14 protein-coding genes are annotated in these 25,149 nt (G+C 41.1%); 2 read left to right on the top strand and 12 right to left on the bottom strand.

Features of this window, described 5'->3' with window-relative positions; genetic code table 11:
- The first annotated feature begins 10 nt into the window (after window positions 1-10).
- Window positions 11-1,114 (top strand): redox-regulated ATPase YchF, encoded by a 1,104-nt coding sequence (gene ychF, locus CLV57_RS06575; protein ID WP_100340517.1) that lies wholly within the window; start codon window positions 11-13, stop codon window positions 1,112-1,114.
- A 107-nt stretch (window positions 1,115-1,221) separates the two neighbouring features.
- Here the strand turns inward: ychF and CLV57_RS06570 are convergent, their stop codons facing one another.
- Both CLV57_RS06570 and CLV57_RS06565 read right to left on the bottom strand, forming a co-directional pair.
- The gene (locus tag CLV57_RS06570) at window positions 1,222-1,938 is read right to left on the bottom strand and encodes a carboxypeptidase-like regulatory domain-containing protein (protein ID WP_100340516.1); all 717 of its coding nucleotides are present in this window, start codon (window positions 1,936-1,938) and stop codon (window positions 1,222-1,224) included.
- Window positions 1,939-2,057: 119 nt separating this feature from the next.
- Window positions 2,058-4,625 carry a glycosyl hydrolase 115 family protein gene (locus CLV57_RS06565; protein WP_100340515.1) on the bottom strand — a complete coding sequence of 856 codons (2,568 nt, stop codon included), beginning with the start codon at window positions 4,623-4,625 and terminating at the stop codon, window positions 2,058-2,060.
- A 407-nt stretch (window positions 4,626-5,032) separates the two neighbouring features.
- Here CLV57_RS06565 and CLV57_RS06560 point away from each other — a divergent pair, with 407 nt between their 5' ends.
- Window positions 5,033-9,163: a two-component regulator propeller domain-containing protein gene (locus CLV57_RS06560; RefSeq protein WP_157799084.1), complete on the top strand. Its 4,131-nt coding sequence runs from the start codon at window positions 5,033-5,035 to the stop codon at window positions 9,161-9,163.
- 61 nt (window positions 9,164-9,224) lie between these two features.
- On the opposite strand, the gene araA is transcribed toward CLV57_RS06560, so the two are convergent.
- From araA to CLV57_RS06510, 10 genes are all read right to left on the bottom strand, one after another.
- A complete protein-coding gene (araA, locus tag CLV57_RS06555; protein ID WP_100340513.1) occupies window positions 9,225-10,715 on the bottom strand; it encodes an L-arabinose isomerase in 1,491 nt (496 codons plus the stop codon).
- A gap of 33 nt (window positions 10,716-10,748) precedes the next feature.
- The gene (locus tag CLV57_RS06550; RefSeq protein ID WP_100340512.1) at window positions 10,749-11,450 is read right to left on the bottom strand and encodes an L-ribulose-5-phosphate 4-epimerase; all 702 of its coding nucleotides are present in this window, start codon (window positions 11,448-11,450) and stop codon (window positions 10,749-10,751) included.
- Window positions 11,447-13,147 (bottom strand): ribulokinase, encoded by a 1,701-nt coding sequence (locus tag CLV57_RS06545; RefSeq protein ID WP_100340511.1) that lies wholly within the window; start codon window positions 13,145-13,147, stop codon window positions 11,447-11,449. The genes CLV57_RS06550 and CLV57_RS06545 overlap by 4 nt, the downstream gene beginning before the upstream one ends.
- An 80-nt stretch (window positions 13,148-13,227) precedes the next feature.
- Window positions 13,228-13,935: an NUDIX hydrolase gene (locus CLV57_RS06540; protein ID WP_100340510.1), complete on the bottom strand. Its 708-nt coding sequence runs from the start codon at window positions 13,933-13,935 to the stop codon at window positions 13,228-13,230.
- Window positions 13,936-14,074: 139 nt separating this feature from the next.
- Window positions 14,075-16,093 carry a RagB/SusD family nutrient uptake outer membrane protein gene (locus tag CLV57_RS06535; RefSeq protein ID WP_100340509.1) on the bottom strand — a complete coding sequence of 673 codons (2,019 nt, stop codon included), beginning with the start codon at window positions 16,091-16,093 and terminating at the stop codon, window positions 14,075-14,077.
- 17 nt (window positions 16,094-16,110) lie between these two features.
- On the bottom strand, window positions 16,111-19,257 hold the full coding sequence (locus CLV57_RS06530; protein ID WP_157799083.1) for a SusC/RagA family TonB-linked outer membrane protein: 3,147 nt from the start codon (window positions 19,255-19,257) through the stop codon (window positions 16,111-16,113).
- Window positions 19,258-19,784: 527 nt separating this feature from the next.
- Window positions 19,785-20,399 carry an HAD family hydrolase gene (locus CLV57_RS06525; protein ID WP_100340507.1) on the bottom strand — a complete coding sequence of 205 codons (615 nt, stop codon included), beginning with the start codon at window positions 20,397-20,399 and terminating at the stop codon, window positions 19,785-19,787.
- Window positions 20,400-20,499: 100 nt separating this feature from the next.
- On the bottom strand, window positions 20,500-21,684 hold the full coding sequence (locus CLV57_RS06520; protein ID WP_245856887.1) for an aldose epimerase family protein: 1,185 nt from the start codon (window positions 21,682-21,684) through the stop codon (window positions 20,500-20,502).
- Between the two features lie 20 nt (window positions 21,685-21,704).
- The gene (locus CLV57_RS06515) at window positions 21,705-23,255 is read right to left on the bottom strand and encodes an alpha-N-arabinofuranosidase (protein ID WP_100340505.1); all 1,551 of its coding nucleotides are present in this window, start codon (window positions 23,253-23,255) and stop codon (window positions 21,705-21,707) included.
- 18 nt (window positions 23,256-23,273) lie between these two features.
- Window positions 23,274-24,995, bottom strand: coding sequence for a family 43 glycosylhydrolase (locus tag CLV57_RS06510; protein ID WP_100340504.1), 1,722 nt, complete (start codon window positions 24,993-24,995; stop codon window positions 23,274-23,276).
- Window positions 24,996-25,149: the final 154 nt, after the last annotated feature.

Raw genomic sequence — 25,149 nt, 5'->3', positions numbered from 1 at the left:
AAATAAAACTATGGGATTACAATGTGGTATAGTGGGTTTGCCAAATGTGGGTAAGTCAACACTTTTTAACTGTTTATCAAACGCTAAGGCACAGGCGGCTAACTTTCCGTTTTGTACCATTGAGCCTAACGTTGGCGTAATAACCGTGCCTGATGAGCGCCTGACTAAACTTACTGAAATAGTAAACCCCAAAAACGTAGTACCCAACACCATTGAGATTGTTGATATTGCCGGCTTAGTAAAAGGTGCCAGCAAAGGCGAAGGTTTGGGTAACCAATTTTTGGGCAATATACGCGCAACCAATGCTATACTGCACGTTTTACGTTGTTTTGATAACGATAATGTGATACACGTTGACGGAAGCGTTGATCCAATCCGCGACAAAGAGATAATTGACACCGAGTTGCAGTTAAAAGACCTTGAATCTATTGAAAAAAAGATCCAGAAGGTGGAGAAAATGGCTAAAACCGGTGGCGATAAAGAAGCTAAAAAAACCTTTGAAGTACTTACCGTATACCGTGAGCATTTGTTAGCCGGTAAATCTGCGCGTACCGCTCCGGTTGCTGAAGAAGATAAAGAATACATAGGCGACCTTTGGTTACTTACTGCCAAACCGGTATTATATGTATGCAACGTTGACGAAAGCGCTGTGAAAACTGGTAACGCTTACGTTGAAAAAGTTAAAGAGGCTGTTAAAGATGAGAACGCCGGTGTACTGGTTATTTCTGCACAAATTGAAGCGGAGATATCAGAGCTGGAATCATTTGAAGAGCGCCAGATGTTTTTGGATGATCTGGGACTGGAAGAATCGGGCGTTAACAAACTGATCAAAGCAGCGTACAAGCTACTTGATCTGGCTACCTATTTTACAGCGGGTGTGCAGGAAGTTCGGGCATGGACTATTACGCAAGGCTTTACTGCGCCACAAGCTGCGGGTGTTATACATACCGACTTTGAAAAGGGTTTTATACGCGCGGAAGTAATTAAATACGACGACTTTGTGAAGTACAACGGCTCAGAAGCGGCCATCAAAGAAGCCGGTAAACTTAGCATTGAAGGTAAAACCTACATTGTTGAAGATGGTGATATTATGCACTTCAGGTTCAATGTGTAAATTTTTTATTTCGGATATCGGATTTTCGATATCGGATTTGTTAAACTTCAATAAAAAGAAACCGCCTCATAATTGCTTACGAGGCGGTTTCTTTTTATTGAAGTTATTTACTTAAGCGCGACCAATTCTTTCGACTTGCGTTTATCTGCAGGTATTTCCATAAATTTTTGATAACAGGTATTGAGGTAGTCAGTCATCTTAAAGTTTGGATTATAGAAAGTTTCAGCTGATGGTTTGTATAAAATTACAAAATTGATCAATTCCTGACCGTTAAATGGCAGGTACGGACCAAGTGTTACCACATTGAACATTCTGCTTATTTCTGCATCGCGTTCATAACGCTCAATTTTCTGTTCTGATGTTTTTTTGCTGCCGAAAAGCGCCGAAGGACTCAACTTGATCCCTCCAATCGGGTTACCGTTCCTATCAGTTTGATAACGCACAACCTTACTTCCTAAAGGCCCCATCATCGGCTTTAAAGCGAATGCGCCCGGCGGAAATTCCAACTCCTTAACTTTCACCTCGTTCAGCATATTTTGCTCAGGTGTAAGATAAACAGTGATTATATCCATTGAGGTTAATAAAACGGTATCGGCTTTGTAACCCATACTTGAAAATTTAAGCATATCGCCTGTTTTGGCGACAATGGAAAAAGCCCCTGAGGCATCCGTAGCCATGGTAGCTTTGTTGCTTAAATTTTGTACGGTAACACCCGGCACGCCTAAGTAAGTTTTATCTTCTAACACCTTACCGCGTATCCTGCCCTGCGAGAAAACAGTTCCGCAGCAAAATATAAAAAGCAATAACAGTAAAAATTGTCTCACAACACTAAAGTAATCAGTTGAATGATAATAAAACGCGGCTTAACAAAATTTAACAAAAATACCCCAACCGGCAATTAACGCTAATTGGGGTATTTAAGTGTATTGATCAAGCTAAGCCCTTATTCTTTTGGGCCGAGGTAACTTGGCTTTAAACCACCAGTGTCAACTATAACACGTTCTAAAACAACAGCGGGGTCAACAAACCAATATTTGATAGTATGCTTACCTGCGGATGCAACTTTGTGTTTGGTAGTTAGCTTTCTAACATTACCTAACACCATCTGGCTCCAGTCACGCCCATCAACTTTTGATGCGATATCCACTTTTTGGGGAGCTTCATCATCAATTGAAATAGCATAGAACAAGCCATCGCCGCCATTCCTGAAATCAAGTGTTGGTGTAATGTAGGCTGTTATTGAAACATCACCGGCACTTTTCAGGTCCACATCATATTCCAGATGAGCGGTAGATCCACCTGGTGTAGCTAATCGTGGCACTGCTACCGGCCATGGTGTTACACCTGAAAGAACATTGCCATGATCAGGTATGGTAACCCAATTAATGCTTTTGTCTTTAACCGCCCGGGTATAATGCTCGGCCTCAATAGCTATGTGCCCGTATTTGTCATTGAACAAACCGTTTACCTTAGGCGTGCTGCCATCTTGCTCAACAGGTAACAATGCTGTATTTTTTGCACTATCAGGTTTGAGTATAGTAAGCTTAGGCATAATGTTAGCATTTGGCTGCTGCCAGCTGGTGTAACCAATATGCTGTTGGTCGGCCATGTGGTTCCATTTGCCATCGGCAAGTACCATATTATAATATTTGCTTATATCAGCATCTTTAGCGTACAGTTCTTTAACCTTATCAGCAGCTTTGTTAGCCTCAACGGCATTTTTTTGCTGCGCATAGTACCTGTTTTTAGCAACTTCAAAGTACATTTCGTTCAATGTAGCGCAGGCTTGTATAGGGTAAAGTACTAACTCATAAAACGAATCCTTATGCTGAGCAGGCATTATAGCTGCCAGTTTTTCTGCTTCGTCTTTCAGCGCATTGTAATCGGCCACCACCCTTGCAAACTCATTGTAATTGATAAGATTGTAGGTATCCTGGTTTAATGATTCAGGTTTGCGCCGCTGATTATAACGTGTATAGCGCGTAAGCATACTTGCAATCTGCGTGGCATGCTCACTTCCAAACTGCTGCGAGGCCCATTCAGTAGCATATTGCGGCAACTTATTGGCTGGCCAGCGCTTAGGGTTCCATGCAAAATCAAGGAAAAAGCTAATAGGATATTCCATAGGTTTTAAGTCTCCTACGTTAACTATCCATATCTGTCTCGCGTTATACTCATAAGCCAGATTCATTTGCTCCCATGTTTTAGCAATAGTGCTTGTATTTAACCACTTGTAATTACGCGGACCACCCACATAATCAAAGTGATAATAAATACCATAACCTCCCTTACGCGGCTTATCTGTCAAAGAAGGCAATTTACGTATGTTGCCCCAGTTATCATCGCACAATAACAGTGTAACGTCGTCGGGCACACGCATACCTTTATCGTAGTAATCTTGTACCTCTTTGTATAAAGCCCACATTTGTGGCACTTCTTCAGGCTTCTTTTTCAGCACATCACTGATGATCTGGCGCTGATCTTTCACAATATTTTCCAGCAACTCAATATTACTGCCTTTGGTCATTGGCTCATCTCCGTCGCCACGCATACCTATGGTAACAATAGTTTCCTTGTTACCCATATTTTCAATGCCTTTGCGCCAAAAGTCCTGTAAACCCTGTTTGTTTTCTTCGTAGTTCCATTTGCCTTTACCGTAACGCTTCCATTCCTGTTGCGCGCGATCCATCGGCTCGTGGTGAGATGTACCCATTACTACACCATACTCATCAGCCAAAACAGGATTTAGTTTATCATCATCATTAAAGGCATTGCCCCACATTGCGGGCCACAAATAGTTGCCTTTTAAGCGTAATATCAGCTCAAACATGTGCTCATAAAGCTGGTGGTTAACACCTCCAAACTTCGCCTTGGCCCATCCGGAAAAAGCCGGCGCCTCATCATTGATAAAAATACCACGATACTTTACAGCGGGAGTTCCATCAGTATGGCGCCCCGGAGCTACGTAAAGTGCTTTTTTTGTTTTAGGCGCAACGTCGGCATACCAATACCATGGCGACACCCCTATCTGCGCCGATAGATCGTACACACCGTAAATAGTTCCGCGCTTATCACTGCCCGCAATAACCAAAGCGCTTGTAACACCCGGAAATGGGTTAGCAACCGGCTGTACAAGGTAAGTTTCCCATTTACCAGCAATGCCGGTAACATTTAATTTCTTTTGTTTGACCAGCTGGTCAATCCACTGGTTTTTCCCTAAAGTACCAACTATTATAAGTTGTTTAGCTTTAGTTGTAGTTGCTAACCCGGGTTTAGCACCTGTTACAGCATTAACATCTGTAACGAAACTGTTTACAGCCCGCTTAACGCCGGGCCATTCCTGCTCACTCACCAATATGGGCGAGGCAGTTCCGTTAGCTACTAATTTAAAGTAGCCTTTGCCACCTTTCTCGGTAACGTAACTGGCATGGCCGGGGCCTTGCGCCAATGCCGTAACCGCAAGCAGGTTAAAAGCAAAAAGCAATTTTGATTTTATAAAGTCTATCTTCATCTTCCTATTTAAGTTCACGCATCATTGCGCGCGCAGGTTGTTAATCGGGTATAAATTGGTGACCTGTGTTTTATATATCATTGTTTATTTGGGCCGAACAGGTCAATCGAGCTAAAATTAATAGTCAACTACATCGATAGAGTTGGCCTTATTTTTTTTAGCTGATCCTTAGGTTTACAGTCAAAATCTTTAACGTTTTAAAAAACGGATTTTGCATGAATGGAAGTTCTAAAATAAGCTTTGTAAATAATTCAGTCAATGGCAGGCAGTAACTTTTTTGATACTAATAATAACAACCGCAGCTTTTAAGTTAATTAGCAAGTGTCGTCTATTTTATATATTTGTTTAAAGCGGTGAAGCCAATACCTTACCAAACAATTCGCTTACCAGCCATTAAAATATTCATTATGTTAAAAACGCGGGCGAGCCATTTAATTTTATGGCTGGGTTTGCTTATTGGGTTTAAAGTTGCGCATGCGCAAACCGATATAAACTTTATTGCGCTTACTGCCAAAGAAGGGCTGCCATCTAACACGGTCAACGCCATTATAAAAGACAGGCATGGCCTGATGTGGTTCGGTACAAGTAACGGGTTAAGCAAATTTGACGGAAGTAACTTTACAGTTTACCGGCATGAAGTTGGCAATGAAAACAGCCTTTCAACCAATGAGGTTGTAGCCTTGTACGAAGACAAGCAAGGCAGATTATGGGTGGGCAGCAGTGGCGGAGGAATAAGTTATTACGATAGGAAAACAGATAGGTTTGTTACCCTTAAGCCAAGCCACCCTTCTCAAAAGGTTCAAAACATTTCTGCACGATCTTTTTACGAAGATGATAAGGGCAATTTGTGGATAGGCACGTACGGCAACCTGTTTATTGTTAATCTTAAAACATTTCAAATAAGCAGCAAAAGGATCAGAAATAAAAAAGTTGATGAACCGGGATCATTTGTTGTGCTGGCAATTTTTGAAGATAGTCTGCATCGCCTTTGGCTAGGCACCAACCAGGGTTTATTTTTGTACAACAGGAATGCAGACAAATTTGAAGTGTTTTTACATAACAATGCTGATGCCTATAGCATTAGCGATAACGCCATAAAAACCATTACAGAAGACACCAACGGAAACTTATGGTTCGGTACACAAAACGGATTAAACAAATGGTTATCCTACGGAAAATTTAAGGTATACAGCGCAGAAGGCAATAGCAACCGAAGTATCCGCAATAATGTAATTTTTGCAGTTTGCTCTGATAGCTACGGAAAACTTTGGGTGGGAACCGAAAATGGCGTAGATATTTATAATCCGGCTACCGATGTTTTTGAGCATTACGTGAACGATCCGCGGGATAAATTTAGCATGCTCAGCAATTCAACACGTGCTATCTATATTGATCCGGCAGGCATTTATTGGGTAGGTACTTACAGGGGTGGTGTTGTAAAGTATGATAAAATTTTAGCACTGTTTGATCATAAACTAAGCAATCCATTTGATCCGCAAGGATTGAACGCGCCAATTGTTAACAGCTTCGCAGAATATAAAGATGGCAAGGTATTCATTGGTACCGACGGTGGCGGGCTTTCACTGTTTGATAAAAAAACGCGGCTGTTCAAGCGTTTTATTTTGCAAAGTAAGGTTACAGGCAAACCCGCAAACGTTGTGTTGTGCTTACATATGGACCATCTGGGTAAGTTATGGGTCGGTACATATACCGACGGACTTTTTCAATTGGATCCGGCAACAGGAAGTTACAGGCAGTTTATAGCTGATGGCACTGCCAATTCTATTTCCAGCAATGATGTATCAACCGTTATGCAAGACGGAAAAGGTAAAATATGGATAGGCACTATTGGAGCGGGTGTAAGTATTTATGATCCGGCGACAAATAAATTTAACCAATTTAACAAAAATGGGCCAACTGCTTTTTCTCCCGTATCGCCTTTAAATGACTTTATCAATACCATAGCCAAGGGGCCTAACGGCGATATCTGGATAGCATCAAACGGTACTGGTATTGCAGTATATCATCCTGCTGACAGGTCAGTAATTATATATGACAAGCTAAAGAACAACCTTTCTGACGACATTGTACAAAGTGTTTTAATAGCCAAAGACCATACTGCCTGGGTAGGCACCAACCAAGGGCTAAGCTACTTAGATAATAAAACAAGAAAGTTCATCACCTACACTGAAAAAAACGGTTTGGCCAACGCGAGTATTAAAGCCATAGTTGAAGACGACCGCGGAATTTTGTGGCTTAGCACGGATCAAGGCATTAGTTCTTTTGACCGAAAGCAAAAAAAATTCAGAAATTTCAATAGCGAGAACGGTGTTCAACAAGCTTCTTTTTTGCGCAGTTCCGGCTTAAGAACTTCACATGGCGATATATATTTTGGTGGAGAAGAAGGGTTCAATTTTTTTAATCCCGCCCAACTACCCGATGTTGTACTTCCCAATCGCGTGTTATTAACCGACCTTAAAGTAAACAACGTAACCATTGTACCGGGAGAAAAATCACCTTTAAAGGAACAAATTGCTACCAGTAAAGAGATTCGCCTTAAATACGGTCAAAATTTTTCTATAGGTTATGTAGCGCTTGATTACACTGCGCCAATGCAGAACCAATACGCATATAAGTTAGAAGGTTTTGATGATGATTGGAACCTTGTTAACAGAAACAGGGTGGCCAACTATACCAACATTGATCCAGGTACCTATCTGTTTAAAGTTAAAACGAATAATACAAACAAGGATGAAGACGCGGCGGTAACAACAATAGAAATAATTGTATCGCCACCATTTTGGCGCAGTACTTTTGCCTATATTCTTTACGCGGCATCCATTGCAGGCGGTCTTTTTTACATTCGCAGACGTGGTATCCGAAAGCTCAAACTACAATTTGCGCGCGAACAGGAAGAGTTGAGGGTTGAACAGCTCATAGAATCGGAAAGAAGGGAAGCTGCACGTGTACATGAATTAGACAGAGAAAAAATACAGTTCCTTACTAATTTAAGTCATGAGTTTAGAACACCTATATCGCTTATAGCTGCTCCGGTTGAAAAACTGATAGGGCAAAAGTTAAGTAATGACATTAATGAAGATCTGGGTGTTATAAATCGCAATATAAGGCGTTTGCTTAACCTTGTAAATCAGCTGCTTGATTTCAGAAAAATGGAGGAGCACCAGCTAAAACTTGACCTGAAGGCTGATGATGTTGTAGCGTTCATTCATGATACCGCCGATTCGTTCAGGGATATTGCTGCAAGGAAAAATATTTCCTTAGAAATCAAGAGTTCAAGGCCCAACTGGCATGCGTTTTTTGATCACGACAAGTTAGAACGCATAATTTTTAATCTTCTGTCCAACGCGTTTAAATTTACGCTTTCCGGAGGCTCTGTAAGCATTATTACCGACGTTAATGAGAATGCTATTACACCTTACATTACTATAACCGTTGCGGATACCGGCGTAGGCGTTCCTGAAGCTGACCTGGATAACATTTTTAATCGTTTTTATCAGTCCCAACAGCCTTCGTACATCCTAAATCAGGGTACAGGAATTGGTTTATCTATTATTAAGGAGTTTGTTGAATTACAGGATGGTACAATTACCGCCAAATTGTTGCCTGAAAGAGGAATGCAATTTATAGTGGAGCTACCTTTGGAGCCTATACAGGAAGTAACTGAACAGATAACTACAGTATACCAGGAAATGGTAGAAGCAGATCCTTTTGATGAGCCGGTTGACGACACAGCAATCAATACCGACCAAACTACAAAAGTGTTATTGGTGGAGGACAATGATGAATTCAGGCAATACCTGGCGGGGCATTTAAGCAAATACTACCAGATAATTGAAGCCGCTAACGGAAAGGAAGGTTGGCAAAAGGCGCTCTCTACGCATCCGCAATTGGTAGTAAGTGATATTAGCATGCCTGAAATGAATGGCGTTGAGCTCAGCAAGAAACTTAAAGGTGATAAACGTACGCGCCACATTCCTGTTATTTTGCTTACAGCTATAATTGGTGAAGAGGAACAGTTAAAGGGGCTTAATGCAGGTGCTAACGATTACCTTACCAAGCCTTTTAACTTCCAGATATTACATGCACGTATAAGCAACTTACTGGAACTGAATAAGAGTTTAAAGGATACTTACTCCAAACAGATACACATGGTTGCTGAGCAGCCTGCCGAAACAGAATCTGCAGATGTAAAATTACTTAACTCGTTGATGGCATTTATGGAGTCGCGGATGAGTGATTCCAATCTTTCTGTTGAAGATTTAAGCAAGCATGCCGGTATGAGCCGGGGCTCGCTTTACTATAAGCTGATAGAATTGACGGGGCTCACCCCAATTGAATATATGCGATCTGTTAAGTTGGAAAAGGCAGCAGCGCTACTAACAAGCAGTGATTACAATGTAGCGCAAATAGCATACATGACCGGCTTTGGCACCCCAAGCTACTTTTCACGCATGTTTAAAGGCAAATATGGTGTATTGCCATCGGAATATTTGAATGACAAGCGAGGAAAGCAATAAAACGCAGAAAAGCCGCTCCTTTTGGAACGGCCTTTCTATTGTTGTGTGTTTCTGTAGATCCTTATTTATAGAACCTGTCGTTCCATTTTAGTTCGTTACGTAACTGATCAATGCGAGTATCTTTACCAATACGGATAAACTCAACACCTGCAATTGAAGCAAAATCATACAAATGTTCAGCAGTTAAGTTCTGGCTGTAAGCAGTATGGTGTGCACCACCTGCATAGATCCATGCAGCGCAACCTGTTTTCATATCAGGAAGTGGTTTCCATAATACGCGCGCTACCGGTAAGTTAGGCAGATCATTAGTTGGCTCAACAGCTTCCACCTCATTAATTAGTAAACGGAAACGGTTACCCATATCAATTAATGACGCGTTAAGCGCAGGGCCACCCGCTACGTTAAATACTAAACGTGCAGGATCAGCTTTGCCGCCAATACCTAAAGGATGAACCTCTAAAGTAGCTTTACCGCTGGCTAATGATGAGTCAACTTCCAGCATGTGCGAGCCTAATACCAAAGCGTTGTTTGGATCAAAATGGTAAGTGTAATCTTCCATAAAGGCGTTACCACCCGGCAGGCCGCTACCCATTACTTTACAAGCACGAACTAATGCAGCTGTTTTCCAGTCGCCTTCACCGGCAAAACCGTAACCTGCTTCCATTAAACGCTGAGCAGCAATACCTGGTAACTGGATCATGCCATGCAGATCTTCAAAAGTATCGCTGAAACCTTTGTAATTTCCGGCCTCTAAGAATTTGCGTAAGCCTAATTCAATTTTAGCAGCATCATAAACCGACTGGTGTTTCTCTCCGCCTTTGCGCAATGAAGCATCCATGTTGTAAGTTGCTTCGTATTCGTCTAATAAGGTGCTAATTTCAGCTTCAGTAACCTCATTAATAACAGCTACCAGATCACCAATACCATATGTGTTTACAGAGAAACCAAACTGTAATTCGGCTTCAACTTTATCACCATCGGTAACAGCAACATAACGCATGTTATCGCCAAAACGAACAAATTTAGCGCCTTGCCAATCGTGCCATGCAGCAGCAGCGCGAGACCAAGCACCAATTTGCTCAGCAACTTCAGTTTCTTGCCAGTGGCCAACAACCACTTTACGCTCTAAACGCATACGCGATACCATGAAACCAAACTCACGGTCGCCGTGGGCACTTTGGTTCAGGTTCATGAAATCCATATCAATAGAGTTCCATGGAATATCGCGGTTAAACTGGGTGTGCAGGTGCAATAACGGTTTTTTCAGGATGCTTAAACCACGTATCCACATTTTAGCAGGCGAAAAAGTGTGCATCCAGGTAACTATACCAATACAGTTTTCAGCATTGTTAGCTTCAGCAATGGTATCGTATATTTCTTCGGTGCTTTTAACAATAGGTTTGTAAACAACAGTTACCGGTATCTGGCCGGCATTGTTTAAACCTGCAGCAATTTCTTGCGAGTGTACCGCAACCTGACGAAGCGTTTCTTCGCCGTAAAGGTGCTGGCTTCCGGTGATGAACCAGATCTCTGATTTTTTTAAGTCGATCATTTTTATGTTATAATTTTATCAGTCAATTGGTGATTAGCTTTGGCCGTAGTATGAATCCGGACCATGTTTACGCTGAAAGTGTTTGTTGATCAACGTATCTTTTAAACGTGGTGCCTGGGGATTGATCTGCTCAGTTAAGTAAGCCATTTGCGCAACGCATTCTAAAACGGCACTGTTGTAAACGGCTTTGGCAGCTGTTTTACCCCAGGTAAATGGCGCATGGTTACCTACCAGTATCATTTCTACCTCTTTATAATCCAAATTGAATTTGTTAAAGTGGTTCATGATCTGAAAACCGGTTTCATACTCATAGTTACCTTTTATCATGGCATCGTCCATTGGCGGCGCGCACGGAATATCGGTAGTCAGGTGGTCGGCATGTGTGGTACCAAAAATTGGTATATCACGCTGTGCCTGTGCCCATGAGGTACCATAGGTTGAGTGCGTATGTACTACTCCACCAATGCTATCCCAATGCTTGTATAGTACAGCATGTGTTTTGGTATCAGATGACGGACGTAAGTTACCTTCAACAGTATTGGCATCAAAGTCAACAATCACCATACTGTCTGGTGTCAGATCTTCGTACGGCACACCGCTTGGTTTGATAGCAAATACGCCTAAGCTTCTGTCAACCGCGCTTACGTTACCAAACGTAAATAACACCAAACCCAATTTTGGAAGCTGCATGTTAGCTGCGTAAGCCTCGTCTTTTATATGCTGATACTTACTCATGCGTTAACAGATTTTTCCAGTTGCCTGGTACGGAAGGTAATAAATTCGCCAAGGCCTTTATATTGCTCATAGCGTTTAGCATAAACTGCGCTAAGTTCGGGGTTTGGTTCGTAAACCACATCAAAACCACCGCCCATAGCCGCCATTGCTTCTTCTACATTGTTGTGCAGTTCTGCAACTACCGATGCAAACATAGCTGCACCTAAAGCACAGGTATGTACGTGCTGATGTATCTTAATAGGCATACCTATAATGTCGGCCATCATTTGCATAATAAATGATGATTTTTTAGCTACCCCACCAATACCTATCAAACCTTTAACCGGTACACCCTCATCAATCATACGCTCAACAATGCTTTTTGCACCGAAGCAGGTAGCCTCAGCAATGGCACGGAAGAAACGTGGCGCATCTGTACCTAAATTTAAGCCGATAACCGCACCTTTAAGTGATTGATCAGCATCAGGCGTACGGCGACCATTAAACCAGTCGATAGCCAGTTCATTCGTCTCTTCTATCGGAAGCATAGCAGCCTGACGACTTAGCTCGGGGATTATCTCTTCAAAAATTTCGTTCTTTAAAGCTTCAGCAGTGCCCTCATCAATAACCTTTGATTTGGTCAACAAATTGTTTATTGGCCAAGACAATACGTTTTTGAACCAGGCATAAGTATCGCCAAAAGCAGACTGGCCTGCCTCTAAACCAGCCATGCCCGGAATAACAGAACCATCAACCTGTCCGCAAATACCTGCAACAAGTTTGTCTTTCATTTCGGCATTTGGAGCTACTAAAATATCGCAGGTTGATGTACCCATTACCTTGCTCAGGTAGTAAGGCTCAATCTGACCGCCAACGGCGCCCATGTGTGCATCGAAAGCGCCAACGCCAATTTTCACATCTGCCGGTAAGCCTAATTTTGCAGCCCATTCAGCGCCAATGGTGCCTGCGGCAATATCAGAAGTATAAGTGTCTCTGAACAAACGCGAAGCAAAACCAGCAAGCAACGGATCTAAAGTTGAGAAGAACTCATCAGGAGGTAAACCGCCAAACTCTTCGGCCCAAAGTGCTTTATGGCCTGCAGCGCATCTGCTTCTTTTTATTTGAGATGCGTCATTACCACCTGTTAACACGAATGGGATCCAATCACAATGCTCTACCCAAGAATATGTTGCCTTGCGCACTTTCTCGTCAACACGAATGATGTGCAGTAACTTGGCCCAAAACCACTCAGACGAGTAGATACCGCCAACATATTTTAAGTAATTAACATCAAATTTGGTTGCATGCTCATTTATCTCAGCCGCTTCTTTAATAGCTGTATGGTCTTTCCATAAAATAAACATCGCGTTAGGGTTGTTTTCAAACTCAGGCTTTAAGGCCAACGGAGTACCCTTTTCATCAACGGCTATTGGAGTTGATCCGGTTGTATCAACAGATATACCGCGCACATTATCGGCAATGGCTTTACCCCCTGCTTTGTTAATGGCGTCTTTAATGGTTATCTCTAATCCTTCCAGATAATCAAGCGGATGCTGCCTGAAAACGTTGTTAGGCGCATCGCAAAACATAGCCTTTTGCCAGCGTTGGTAATAATGTACCGACGATGCCATTTCTTTTCCGTTAGCGGCATTAACAATAATAGCGCGTACAGAATCGGTGCCATAATCAACACCAATTACATATTTATCCAATTCCATATAGGTTTAAAAATTGGTGTCAAAATAACACTTATTTATTAAGATTATAAAATTTATTTCCAAACATTACCAGCCTGTGTTTAAGCCATCAGGTTATCCGGATTAGGTATAAAATTCATGAAAGCCTGAAACTTGGCGTAGTAGTTTTGCATGTTAAGTTTATAGTAATATGCTCCCCTTTTTGAGCTGGATTTATCTTTATCATTAAGCTTTATCAAAAGCTTAGTGGCTAAAACCCGTTTACTGAAGTTGCGCTTATCAATAGTTGTATCGTAAACGCTTTCATATAAATTTTGGAGTTGCGGTATGGTAAACTTCTCAGGCAATAACTCAAACAATATCGGATGAAGCGCGGCTTTATAGCGAATACGTTTCTGAGCCATCTCAACCATGGCCGGCTGATCAAATATTAACTCAGGTACTTTCTTTAGCGGAAACCAATCTGCATGATAATCATGGCTAATCTGTTTTTCATACTTAGAAACATCAACCAGCGCGAAGTAGGCTACAGATGCGACACGCTCTTTTGGATCACGATTGGGTTCGCCAAAGGTGTACAATTGTTCCAGATAAACACCATCAAGTCCGGTAAGCTGCTTTAATATACGGTTGGCTGCCTGGTCTAAACTTTCCTCAGGTTGAACAAATCCGCCCATCAAGCTCCAGTTACCTTTTTCGGGTTCAAAGCCTCTTTGTATAAGTAATAGTTTAAGCTCTTCACCATCAAATCCAAATATGATGCAGTCAACTGCTAACAGTAATCGTGTTTGATGAAAGTATTTCTGCATGAGGCTTAATTGTCAGCTAAGGTTCAAATATAAGCAATAAGCTCACTTTAATGTGAGGACATCTACTAGGAGATTGCAAAATAAAAAAACCGCCCCATAATTTGGGGCGGTTCTAGCATTACTAATTAAGTTATTAGTATTAATAACCGTTGTTTTGAGGATATTTAGGTCCTGTTAAAACAGCGTCGATCAAACTTTGTGGGATAGGTCTGCGCATATGGAAATCCTGCACGGCGTCTACACTACTCGGCGCTGTTGCTCCTTTGTACATTTTAACACGACGTACAAGGTAGCGGGTTCTAACCAGATCATACCATCTGCGTTGATCACCAAACAACTCACGGCTGTATTCGTCCAATATAAGATCCAAGCCATTCAATGCTGTACCTGGAGTTTTATTATAAGCAACAGCTAATTGAGCAAGTTCTGAAGCGCTTAACTGGTTTGCGGCAATGTTAGCGGCATTGGCTGCTGCCATATTAGCTGCAGTTACCCTAAATGCATGTTTAGGAATACGGTCGCCATCTGAAGGATTGCGATAAGCAGCACGTGTTCTAAGAACATTTAATGAATTAGCAGCTTCAGTTGTTTTTCCTAACATGTAGTTAGCCTCCGCATTAATTAAATAAAGCTCAGAGAAACGCAACATAATTATAGGACGAGCTGATTTATCGTTCAAACGAGTACGACGAGTATCATCAAACTTTTTAACAGTTGGCCACCTTAAATTGTTGATTTGATTAGGTTCAACAATTAAGCCTTTAAAGGCATCCCGCCTCGCCATGGTAACATCGCGATCTGTAATCAACACTGCTGTATCACCGTCAACAGGAATGTTGTATGCCGTTTCTGAGAAATTTGAAGTAGGTATTAATGCACCTTTAGAGCCCGCCCCGGTTTTTCCGGCAGCAACCTCAGCACTTGTTAAACCAGGAGCTACACTTCCTGCAGCAGGGTAAAGTGGTTTATTATAAATCCAAAACGTTTGGAAGGTAGCATCAAAGCGGCTATCCTTAATTTGACCAGCCGGCCATAATGTTCCGTACAAGTAGGGGCCATTTGGAGCAACACGTGCGTATGGACGACCGTTATAGTTATCGCGGCGCATTGGCTGTTTAGATGTGCTAACTGTTTGAGGAACGGCGTCTATGTTATTGTTATTATCAATACCAGCATTTGCGATATAATCCCAACGCCAAACTACATAAAGAAAGTTTATACCCCAACCACCATCACCTTGTTGTTGATAACGGGTATAGTTTTCGTCAGAACCACCTAAGCCGTAGTCAATATTAAACATATTTTCTTTACCGTAATCGTTCTCGATTTTATAGGCATCGGCATAACTTTGCCATAAATCAAGACCATACACACCTTTGTTAGCAATTACTTCTGCCGAAAGGTCAGCTGCCTTTTGAAAATCGGCAGGTTGCGCTATTTCGGTTAGATAACCACGGGTAAGATAAGCTTTTGCTAAATAGGTTTTAGCAACTGCGGCAGTGGCGGTTTTTCCTGCTCCTGCTCCTGAGAAAGGATTATCAGAGGTAATTGTATTTGGCAATCCCGATATAGACTCGGTAAAATCCTTGATTATTTGATTATAAATATCTGCTAATGGTGCAGGCGCTTCGCTACTCCTTGGGGCCTCAATAAATTCAATATTAAGAGGTATACCACTTTTTTCAGTTGCTGTAGTTCCACCGTAGGTTTGTACCAATTGGAAATATAGCCATGCTCTCAAAAATTTGGCTTGAGCTATATATGTTGCTTTTTGCGAATCAGTTATATCATTTGCTAAAGGAGCAAATTTTAATACACCATTGAGCGTATTAATATCAGCCCACCTACCGTCAAATCCAGGTGTGTTTGAGCTGTTAATGCCATTGTAATTGTCAAACAACTGTGCTGTTGAACTTCCCGAAGACCCTTGACGTCCTTCGTCAGTACCCACCCAATAAAGAGTAGATTCACCACCCGAGTAATCACGTATATCGGCGTAAACACCAATTATACCTGCTATAATGCCACCACCTGTTTTAAAGTAATCAGGCAATAATTGTGTGCGTGGCTGCTCTACCAGAAGCTTTTTACAACTGGATACTGTTCCTATCGCTGCTAACGCAGCCAGAACAATGGCCGTTTTTTTAAATATTTTCATTTCTTATTTCCTTAAAATTAAAACCTTGCTTGTATACCGAAATAAAACTCACGTCTTTGCGTACCTGCATTCAAACCTACGGCTCTATTGCCTCCGCCAATGTTTCCACTTGTGCTTGAAGGTACTGGCGTTACAGGAACTGATTCGGGATCAGTAACAGAGAAACTGAAATTGCTTACCGGCGAATAGATAACAAACGGATTTGTAATGTTTGCATACACTCTTAGTGATGACAGACCGATACGTTTTACTGCGTTAGCGGGAATATTGTAGCCTAGGTTAACAGCTTTAGCACGAATAAATGAGCCATCATAATACTGTAAGGTAGAATAATACTGGCTAAAGAACTGGTTGTTTGGCATTGGGAAAGCGTTGGTTGGATTACGCGGAGTCCAGTAATCAATAACAGGTTGGTTATGACGGCCTAAGTTAAGAAACTGCCAGCCCTCTGTACCTGAGTTATTAGACGATACGTAAGGCACAAGTGTGGTAAAGCCCATACGAGCAGTGATAACTAAACTTGCGTCAAATCCTTTATAAGCAAACCTATTGGTAAATCCAAAAGTATAATTAGGATTAAAGTGACCTATGATCTGGTTATCATCAGCATCGATCTTACCATTGCCGTCAACATCCTGAACTCTTATTTGACCCGGATATTGCAATGGTGAAGTTTGACCTCTAACAGGAGCATAAACAGGAACACCGTTTACTGTACTTGTTGGACCAGGCGAATCAGAAACTTGCCAAATTCCAAGCTTTCTAACGTCATAAATCACTGAAAGTGGCTGACCAACAAACAAACCTGAACCTATATTTCTTTGAGCGCCATTAGGTAACGAAACAATTTTTTCACGGATAAAACCAATGTTAAAATCAGATGACCAGCTGAAACCGCCTAAATCCTGGATATTAACAGTGCTTAATGTTACCTCAATACCTTTGTTTTCGGTCACACCAAGGTTAGTTGGCATTGAACTTACTCCAATTGTTGAAGGCAATATATTGTTTAGAATAATACCTGTTGTTTTTTGATAAAACGCCTCAACCGTACCGGTTATACGATTTTTCAATACAGCGAAATCTAAAGCAACGTTAGCCTCATGTGTACGTTGCCAGGTAAGGGTTGGGTTAGTTAAGTTAGTTACCCTTACACCTTGTTTGTTACCCGCTGTTACACCACCGAACTGGAAAGGTGCCAGATCAAGCGGGCCTAAAGTGTTGTAAGCACCACCGCTTATAGTCGAATTCTCGCCGTAGCCAGCACGTAATTTTAAATTATCAACGAAGGTATACTTTTTCATAAAATCCTCGTTGGTAAGGGTCCACCCTAAACCAAATGCAGGATATGAAGTCCATTGGTTACCTTGTGCAAGCGTTGAATTACCGTCGGCACGCATGCTTGCAGTAAAGTTATACCTATTGTTGAATGTATAATTTAAACGACCTACATAAGATAACAAACCTGTTTCTGTCCAGTTACCATTAAAGCCAGTGAACGTGCCTAAATTTAGGTTGGCGTTTTTATTGGTAAACTGGGGTATATTTTGAGCGCTCATGCTTGAGCCTTCATTGTGTTGTCTTTCAGCAGTAAATACACCGGTCAAGTTAATACTGTGTTTACCGAATGTATTATTATAGTTCAACAAGTGCTCCTGTGCGACACGGAAGGAAGTGCTATTGTTTGTACTTGCTGTAGTTTGACCAACGTTAACAATATTAACACCGTTAATACCATTGTAAACGTTTCCTGTTGATTGAGAGTAGTTATAGTTAACTGTATATTTATAAGTTAAGTGGTCAATAGGCTTCAACTCAGCGTAAACTATGTTATCACTTACCCAACCCCTGGTATAATTATAATACATATCAGGAATTGTACCGCGTAATAACGGATTAGCAGTTGATTCGTCAAGTTGGCCGGTAAGAGGCCTTAAGTTGATAGACCCGTCTGCATTATAAGGTGTTGCCAACGGACTCATCCACTGTGCAGTTCCTAACTGATCGCCACCTGAGGCATCATTAGTGTTTAATGTGTTACGCGTTTGCGCACCAAACTTAATTACTTTGGTAAGTTGATGATCAACATTGATATTCATGGTAACACGCTGACCAGTGTTGTTTGGCTGTAAGTTGCCATTTGTTGTTCTACGATAACCTAAAGCAGCATTGAACTGAGTTTTTTCGGTTCCGCTTGAAACACGCAGGTTTTGATCCCACACTAATTGTTGCTTTATCAAAAGCTTTACCCAGTCGGTATTAACACCGGCTGCTTGGTTAGCAAGTTCAGAAGCTGTTAAAGGATAGGCTTGGGCATTATTATTTTTTTGTAACAAGGCGCCTTCATAAGCGTCAGCTTTCAATTGCGCATAACCAGTTGCGTCAAGCGTTTTAAGCGAACCCTGAAGTTTTGAGATACCGATGAATGAATCATAAGAGGTTTCTGTTCTACCAACTCGGCCTCTGTTGGTTGTAATTAATATTACACCACCAGAACCACGAGAACCGTAAATAGCCGTAGAAGAAGCTCCTTTTAATACGTCAACGCTCTTGATATCGTTGGGGTTGATATTTGAAATATCGTTGTAGTACGGAACACCGTCAACTACTATTAATGGCCTGTCAGCACCTTGATTACCAATAGTACGGTAACCTCTGATAGTCATTTGTCCGTTAACGATGTCTAAACCTGCAACGCGGCCCTGTAATTGAGTAACCACGTTAGCCGCAGGTATTTCCTGTAAAACTTTAGCGCTTACGGTTGCAACCGTACCTGTAACTTCCGTTCTTTTAACAGTACCGTAACCAACTACCACGACCTCGTTCAAATCGCGTGAATTAGCTGCCATTGTTATGTTTCCCAGATTTGGATTACCGGCAACTGCTTTAACTACATCTACATAACCAAGAAAGGTTATAGTAACACTTGGAGTATTACTTGGCACGCTAAGTGAAAAGTTACCGCTTGCGTCAGCGGTAACGGCATTGTTAGTACCGGTAGCTTTAATGGTGGCACCTACCAAAGGTTCACCTTTATCGTCTAACACCCGGCCTTTAACCGTTATATTTTGTGCGAAGGCTACTGTTGAAACAAAACTGATCATCGCGATCAGACATAATGTTTTCCACAACCTTACATTTTTAAAAAGTTGAAGTTTGCTCATAAAATTGGATTTTCTTATTAAGATTGATATCATTTAAAATGGCCGCATATCCTTGACACGCGACTAAGCAAGCGGTTACAATGTCTCTTCTTTATTCATTTACCTTTGTAAACTGGTTTGATTAATATTTGGGTTACTAATAATTTGATTGGACCTGGCGATATCTAATTTTCCGTTCGAAACAAGGTTGCATGATGGTAAAATAGGTTTACCTCAAAACAACACAGGTTGCAAATCAATTAGAAAAATAAAGTATCACAAAGTGAATTGTTGGCTTATAATACTATTGAAAAAAACTACTCAATAATGCTTGCGAAAATGCGTTGAACGCTCCGTATCGACTATCACATTTCACCAAAATTATGTTACAAATGTTCAACGCACATTGCGAAATGGTATAAAAATTTACGAAAACGAAATAGAAGTTTTACGCAAACGAAATAGCCATAGCGTCAAAAATGATAAATTTTTACGCAAACGAAATAGCAGGAGTTTTAAGATTTTTGACCCGAGAAATCAGGCAAAGATTATTCTATTTTGTCAGTACGGATTGATCGCATTCCGGCGCGCCGTGCTGATTCCACTCCGGCATCTCCATCTTCAAAAACCAGGCAATGTTCGGGGGCTACATTTAAAACTTTGGCTGCTGCCAAAAATGGGTCCGGATATGGCTTTCCATGTTCAGTCTCCCCTGCACAAATCATTACTTCAACAAGGTGTATCACGCCTATAATTTGTAACGTTCGTTCAACTGCTTCCCTTCCACTACCCGATACAACACCAATCCTGACTTTACCAGCATGCGCCTTTAAATGTTCGGTTACAAATTCAATGGGCTTGGTAAGGTCTATATAGTCGTTAAGAAAAAGCTTGTACTTGAGTTCCTTGAATTCAGCAGGATCAAAATCTGTGGCAAAGCGCTTATTGATCTCCCCTACTACATCAATAACAGGCCAGCCGGCCAGTTCATCAACAATGTCTCCGGTTATGGTATGGCCTTGGTTTAATTCTACTTTTATGTAAGTTTCTTTATGAGCGGCCATATTATCAGCCAAGGTACCATCGCAATCATACAAAAAAGCTTTATAGCCTTTACTTAATTCGGTTAACTTAGTGAGTTTGCTGATTGTATCCGGAGCCATGTTTTAACTATTAATTGTAGCGAAGATAGATAACCAATAAGCACAAAAAAAGCAGACCGCTAAAAAACGGTCTGCCTTTCAATAATATTAAGTCTTATAATTATTTAGCTACGCTGAACTTGTATATTGTTGTAGTTTTATAAGTTTTACCCGGATTTAAGGTAGTTGACGGGAACTCCGGCTTGTTTGGTGAATCAGGATAATGTTGAGTTTCTAAACAAAGTGCAGAACGTAATGGGTAAGCTACGCCACCTTTACCGTCTTTTGAGCGGCCATCTAAAAAGTTACCACTGTAAAACTGAATGGCGGGCTCCTCGGTGTAAACATCCATTACAATACCTGTTACAGGGCTTTTTACTGTAGCAATAGCGTCTTTCAATGTATGTTTGTTTAACACAAAGTTATGGTCATAACCTTTACCAAATTTCAACTGCTCATCGTCGGCGTTGCCAATTTCTTTACCAATTGCTTTAAATGATGTAAAATCAAAAGCAGTACCTTTAACAGGAGTGATTTTTCCTGTTGGAATGAGCGTGTTGTCAACAGGAGTAATGTTATCAGCAGCTATTCGCAATTCGTTATTTAATATGGTTGAATCGCCTGCACCATTCAGGTTAAAGTAAGCGTGATTGGTTAAGTTAACCGGAGTGGCCTGATCTGTTGTTGCTGAATAATCAATTTTAACTTCGTCATTATCTGTTAAAGTGTAAACAACTTTAACGTTTAAATTACCGGGGTAACCTGCTTCACCATCTTTTGACAAGTAAGTAAGTTCAAGCGTGGTTTTGTTGATCAGCTTAGCATCCCAAACTTGCATCCAATAACCATGCGCACCACCGTGTAAGCTGTTTGCACCGTCATTTTTCTCTAAATTATATTCCTTACCATTCAGGCTGAATTTAGCTTTACCAATACGGTTGCCATAACGGCCAATTAAAGCGCCAAAATAAGGCTCTCCACGTTTTTGGTAAGTTTTAACGTTATCATAACCTAAAACCACATCTTTAAACGCGCCGGTTTTGTCTTTAACCAATAAACTCACAATACGGCCGCCATAGTTGGTAATGGCTACCTGCATTCCGTTTTTGTTTACTAACGTAAACAGGTGCGTGGCTTTTCCATTCACTTCACCTGAAAAATTACTGCTATCTGGTATTGCAGTACTGGTTTGTTCCATAGTATTTTCTTCTGTTGATTTATTTTCGGCAGGCGGTGTGCAGGCAAAATTGCCTATAGCAGCAGCCGCTATAAGCGCCGACATGAATAGTTTTGACTTTGTTCTCATTATTTTGGTTGGTTATTGGTTTACTTTAATTCAAGCGATACTACTGAGTGGGCAGGCAATTTAACTGAAACACTACTACCATCTTTTTTTGCATCATTAAATGCAACAAGCCTGATATTTGTAGGATTAGTAAATGTATTAATGTTAGTTACGTTGGTACCAGTTAATATCTGGCCCGTAACAGTGTTCCACGCAACATTGCCTAAATCTGCTTTAAAATCAACTGATTTATGATTATCAATATTAACGATGGTAAGATGAATTTTACCACTTGCATCCTTTGAAGCTGATACGTTTACGGCAGGAATTTTATTTCCGTTAAATTCGTATTCAGGCACGTCAATTTTAACCGGCAGTAATTTAGCATCCTGATGCACTTTGTACATATCAAAAATATGATAGGTTGGTGTGAATACCAGTTTTTCTTTATTGGTTAGAATAAGTGCCTGTAAAACGTTAATGGCTTGCGCCAGGTTAGCCATCTTAACACGCTCAGCATGGTTGTTAAATATATTTAAGGTTGATGCCGCAACTAATGCATCGCGCAAACTGTTTTGCTGATATAGGAATCCAGGATTGGTGCCAGGTTCAGAGTCTGTCCAAACACCCCACTCATCAACTACCAACGCAATATTTTTTTGCGGATCATACTTGTCCATAATGGCGGAGTGTTTAGTAACATACTCTTCCATTTTAAGGGCATTTCTCATGGTGTTGAAGTAAGCATCCTCGTTAAAATTGGTGGCAGATCCCTTGCTGCCTGTCCAGCTGCCGGTAGGCAGAGTGTAGTAATGTAGCGCTATACCCCATATGTCTTTTTTAACGTTTTTCATTACAACTTCAGTCCAGTTGTAATTGTCGCCGGCAGGACCGGTAGCAATTTTTTTCAACTTGGCATTGTTATAGTCTTTAGCGAAGATGGCGTATCTTTTGTACTCGTCTGAATAATATTCAGGCGTCATGTTACCGCCACAACCCCAGCTTTCGTTACCTACACCCCAAAAACTCACATTGTAAGGTTTTCCATGGCCATTTTTAGCACGAAGATCAGTTAGCGGGCTTTTACCGTCAAAGTTAAGGTACTCTACCCAGTTTGACATTTCCTGTACAGTACCACTACCTACATTACCGCTAATGTAAGGCTCGCAACCCAGTAAACGGCAAAGCTCCAAAAATTCGTGAGTACCGAAGCTGTTGTCTTCTGTTACTCCGCCCCAGTTGGTATTAACCATTTTAGGCCGACTGGTGCGCACACCAATACCGTCGCGCCAGTGGTATTCATCAGCAAAACAGCCACCCGGCCAGCGCAGGTTAGGAATCTTTATTTTTTTTAGAGCTTCAACAATATCTAATCTGTATCTGTCTTGCTTTTTTACCGGCATTTTAGGATCAACCCAAAAACCATCATAAATACCACGACCCAGGTGCTCGGCAAACTGGCCGTAAATATGTTTGCTTATTACCAAATTTGATTCGGCACCTATTGTAGCCTTAGCACTTTGTGCAAACACCGCTGAATTGCCAAGCGTTAACAATGCAAAGGCGGCGGCAGAAAATAATGTTTTCTTCATATTTATATATAGTACTTATTATTCAACGTTACTTACCGGATTGCCGGTTTTAATTCCACTTTCGTTGAAAGCATCAACGGTAAAGTAGTAGCTTTCGTTTTTGTTCAGGCTTCTTATGGTTACATGCTCGGTACCTAATACCTGGTAAGTATGATATAATTTATCTGGTGCTGTACCATACCTAACATTATAACCAACCGCGTTAGGTGTTTTGATCCATGAAATATCAGCAACACATGGGTCGGTTTTTGAGCGACTAACAAAAATATCGTTTTTGGTAGTCATAACCCCGTCTGTACCTTTTCCAAACACGCGCAGATCAGCAATGGCGAAAGTGCCTGACGGTACTTTATAGTTGGTTAGTCTGATATAACGTGCTTTAATTGGCGCGCTGAGTTCCAGGTAATCATGCGGAACATCTATTTTGTTATTGCGTTTGTCGGCAAGTGTTTTCCAGGCTTTACCGTCTGTTGAATACTCTAATAAATATTGGTAGTAATCATTATCGCTACGACCAAATGAGTTAGCCTGGTTTTCGGCATAGTTTATTTGTACAGCATTAACGGTTGATATCTTTTTAAGATCCATTGTCAACCATTCGCCTTTGTTGCCTGTGGCAGCACTCCAATAAGTACGCACTTCTTCGTCAGACGCGTTTTCTTTTGGATGGTTAGGCTGTGCAGACGATACTTCTACAGGCTTTTTGTAAGACAACAACATCCATTTAGGTTTTAATTCCGCCGGGCTGGCTATTTTCTTTTTAGGCAGCGTTAGCGGGAAATCGCCAAAATCCGTATAAGTGTGGAAGATACCATCTTTATCAAAAAATAGTGGGTATAAACCTAAACGGCGTTCAAACATGTGTTTTACTGAAATTACAATGGTCGACACGCGCCAGTAATTTCCATAGTTATCTTTAAAAGTTCCACTGTGTCCAGCACCTGCTATAAATCCTTCGGGACGCATTGAGCCGGGATTGTTAGGCATTAGTGTGAACGGCCCCATTGGTTTATCAGACACATACACGCCATCATTATAGCTTTTAAATTCTGTACCTGGTGCTGAATATTGCCAATAATATTTACCATTATGTTTGGTTACCCAACTTCCCTCTATCCACGGGCGACCAGCTACAGTTTGATAATCGCCTCTGCGTTCCCAGCCATGGCTTTCCTTGTCACTGTTAAAAAACACGGTTGGTTTGCCTAAAGGTAACATAGTTTTAGGGTCTAACTCAACAGCGTATAGCGGGTTAACGTTTGAACATCCATAGTAAAAATATACTCTGTCATCATCATCAGCAAACAAAAACGGATCTATCATAGTGATGGGGAATTTATCCTGCACCACTGTCCATTTACCTGTTTTTGGATCTGCTGTTTTATAAATTTTTACCGGGTTATTTCCTGATGCCATAAAGTAAACCTCGCCTTTATAAACCATAGCTGTTGGCGCATAGTCTTCAAGAGGCAAGTCGCTGGTTTTTACCAGATCCCAATTGAGCATGTCTTTAGAGTGGAAATAGCCGCCTGATTTTGATGCGAACAAGTAGTATTCACCTTTGAAATTAATCATCGCCGGGTCGGCAGCTTCGCGGCGCGAAGGCGTATCCAACATAAACCTGTAGCTTAAATTGACAGGATTAATAATTGTGGTTTGCTTGCCTTTTGGCAGCACCAACTGGGCTTTAGCAAACGTACCTACTATTACAAGGCTACATGCCAAAATAAGTTTTCTCATATTATTGTTGTGTACTGATGGTTTTGTTAGTCAACAAAAAACGAAATACCAATGGTTTATAAATGTCCCCTGATATATAGCATAACTAAGCAGGGGTTATTTTTTGCTAATGTATGAAACCCTTTTTAATTGTTATAAATACACTTGAAATAAA

The organism is Mucilaginibacter auburnensis, assembly GCF_002797815.1.
GTDB lineage: Bacteria > Bacteroidota > Bacteroidia > Sphingobacteriales > Sphingobacteriaceae > Mucilaginibacter > Mucilaginibacter auburnensis.
The sequence above is the reverse complement of the archived record's forward strand: the minus strand, read 5'-3'. Positions and strand labels throughout refer to the sequence as shown.

What these genes read in the sequence shown, in the direction of transcription:
- ychF (WP_100340517.1), top strand. Translation starts at nt 11, where the DNA reads ATGGGATTACAATGTGGTATAGTGGGTTTGCCAAATGTGGGTAAGTCA.
- CLV57_RS06565 (WP_100340515.1), bottom strand. Translation starts at nt 4,625, where the DNA reads ATGAAGATAGACTTTATAAAATCAAAATTGCTTTTTGCTTTTAACCTG.
- CLV57_RS06560 (WP_157799084.1), top strand. Translation starts at nt 5,033, where the DNA reads ATGTTAAAAACGCGGGCGAGCCATTTAATTTTATGGCTGGGTTTGCTT.
- araA (WP_100340513.1), bottom strand. Translation starts at nt 10,715, where the DNA reads ATGATCGACTTAAAAAAATCAGAGATCTGGTTCATCACCGGAAGCCAG.
- CLV57_RS06550 (WP_100340512.1), bottom strand. Translation starts at nt 11,450, where the DNA reads ATGAGTAAGTATCAGCATATAAAAGACGAGGCTTACGCAGCTAACATG.
- CLV57_RS06545 (WP_100340511.1), bottom strand. Translation starts at nt 13,147, where the DNA reads ATGGAATTGGATAAATATGTAATTGGTGTTGATTATGGCACCGATTCT.
- CLV57_RS06540 (WP_100340510.1), bottom strand. Translation starts at nt 13,935, where the DNA reads ATGCAGAAATACTTTCATCAAACACGATTACTGTTAGCAGTTGACTGC.
- CLV57_RS06535 (WP_100340509.1), bottom strand. Translation starts at nt 16,093, where the DNA reads ATGAAAATATTTAAAAAAACGGCCATTGTTCTGGCTGCGTTAGCAGCG.
- CLV57_RS06530 (WP_157799083.1), bottom strand. Translation starts at nt 19,257, where the DNA reads ATGAGCAAACTTCAACTTTTTAAAAATGTAAGGTTGTGGAAAACATTA.
- CLV57_RS06525 (WP_100340507.1), bottom strand. Translation starts at nt 20,399, where the DNA reads ATGGCTCCGGATACAATCAGCAAACTCACTAAGTTAACCGAATTAAGT.
- CLV57_RS06520 (WP_245856887.1), bottom strand. Translation starts at nt 21,684, where the DNA reads ATGAGAACAAAGTCAAAACTATTCATGTCGGCGCTTATAGCGGCTGCT.
- CLV57_RS06515 (WP_100340505.1), bottom strand. Translation starts at nt 23,255, where the DNA reads ATGAAGAAAACATTATTTTCTGCCGCCGCCTTTGCATTGTTAACGCTT.
- CLV57_RS06510 (WP_100340504.1), bottom strand. Translation starts at nt 24,995, where the DNA reads ATGAGAAAACTTATTTTGGCATGTAGCCTTGTAATAGTAGGTACGTTT.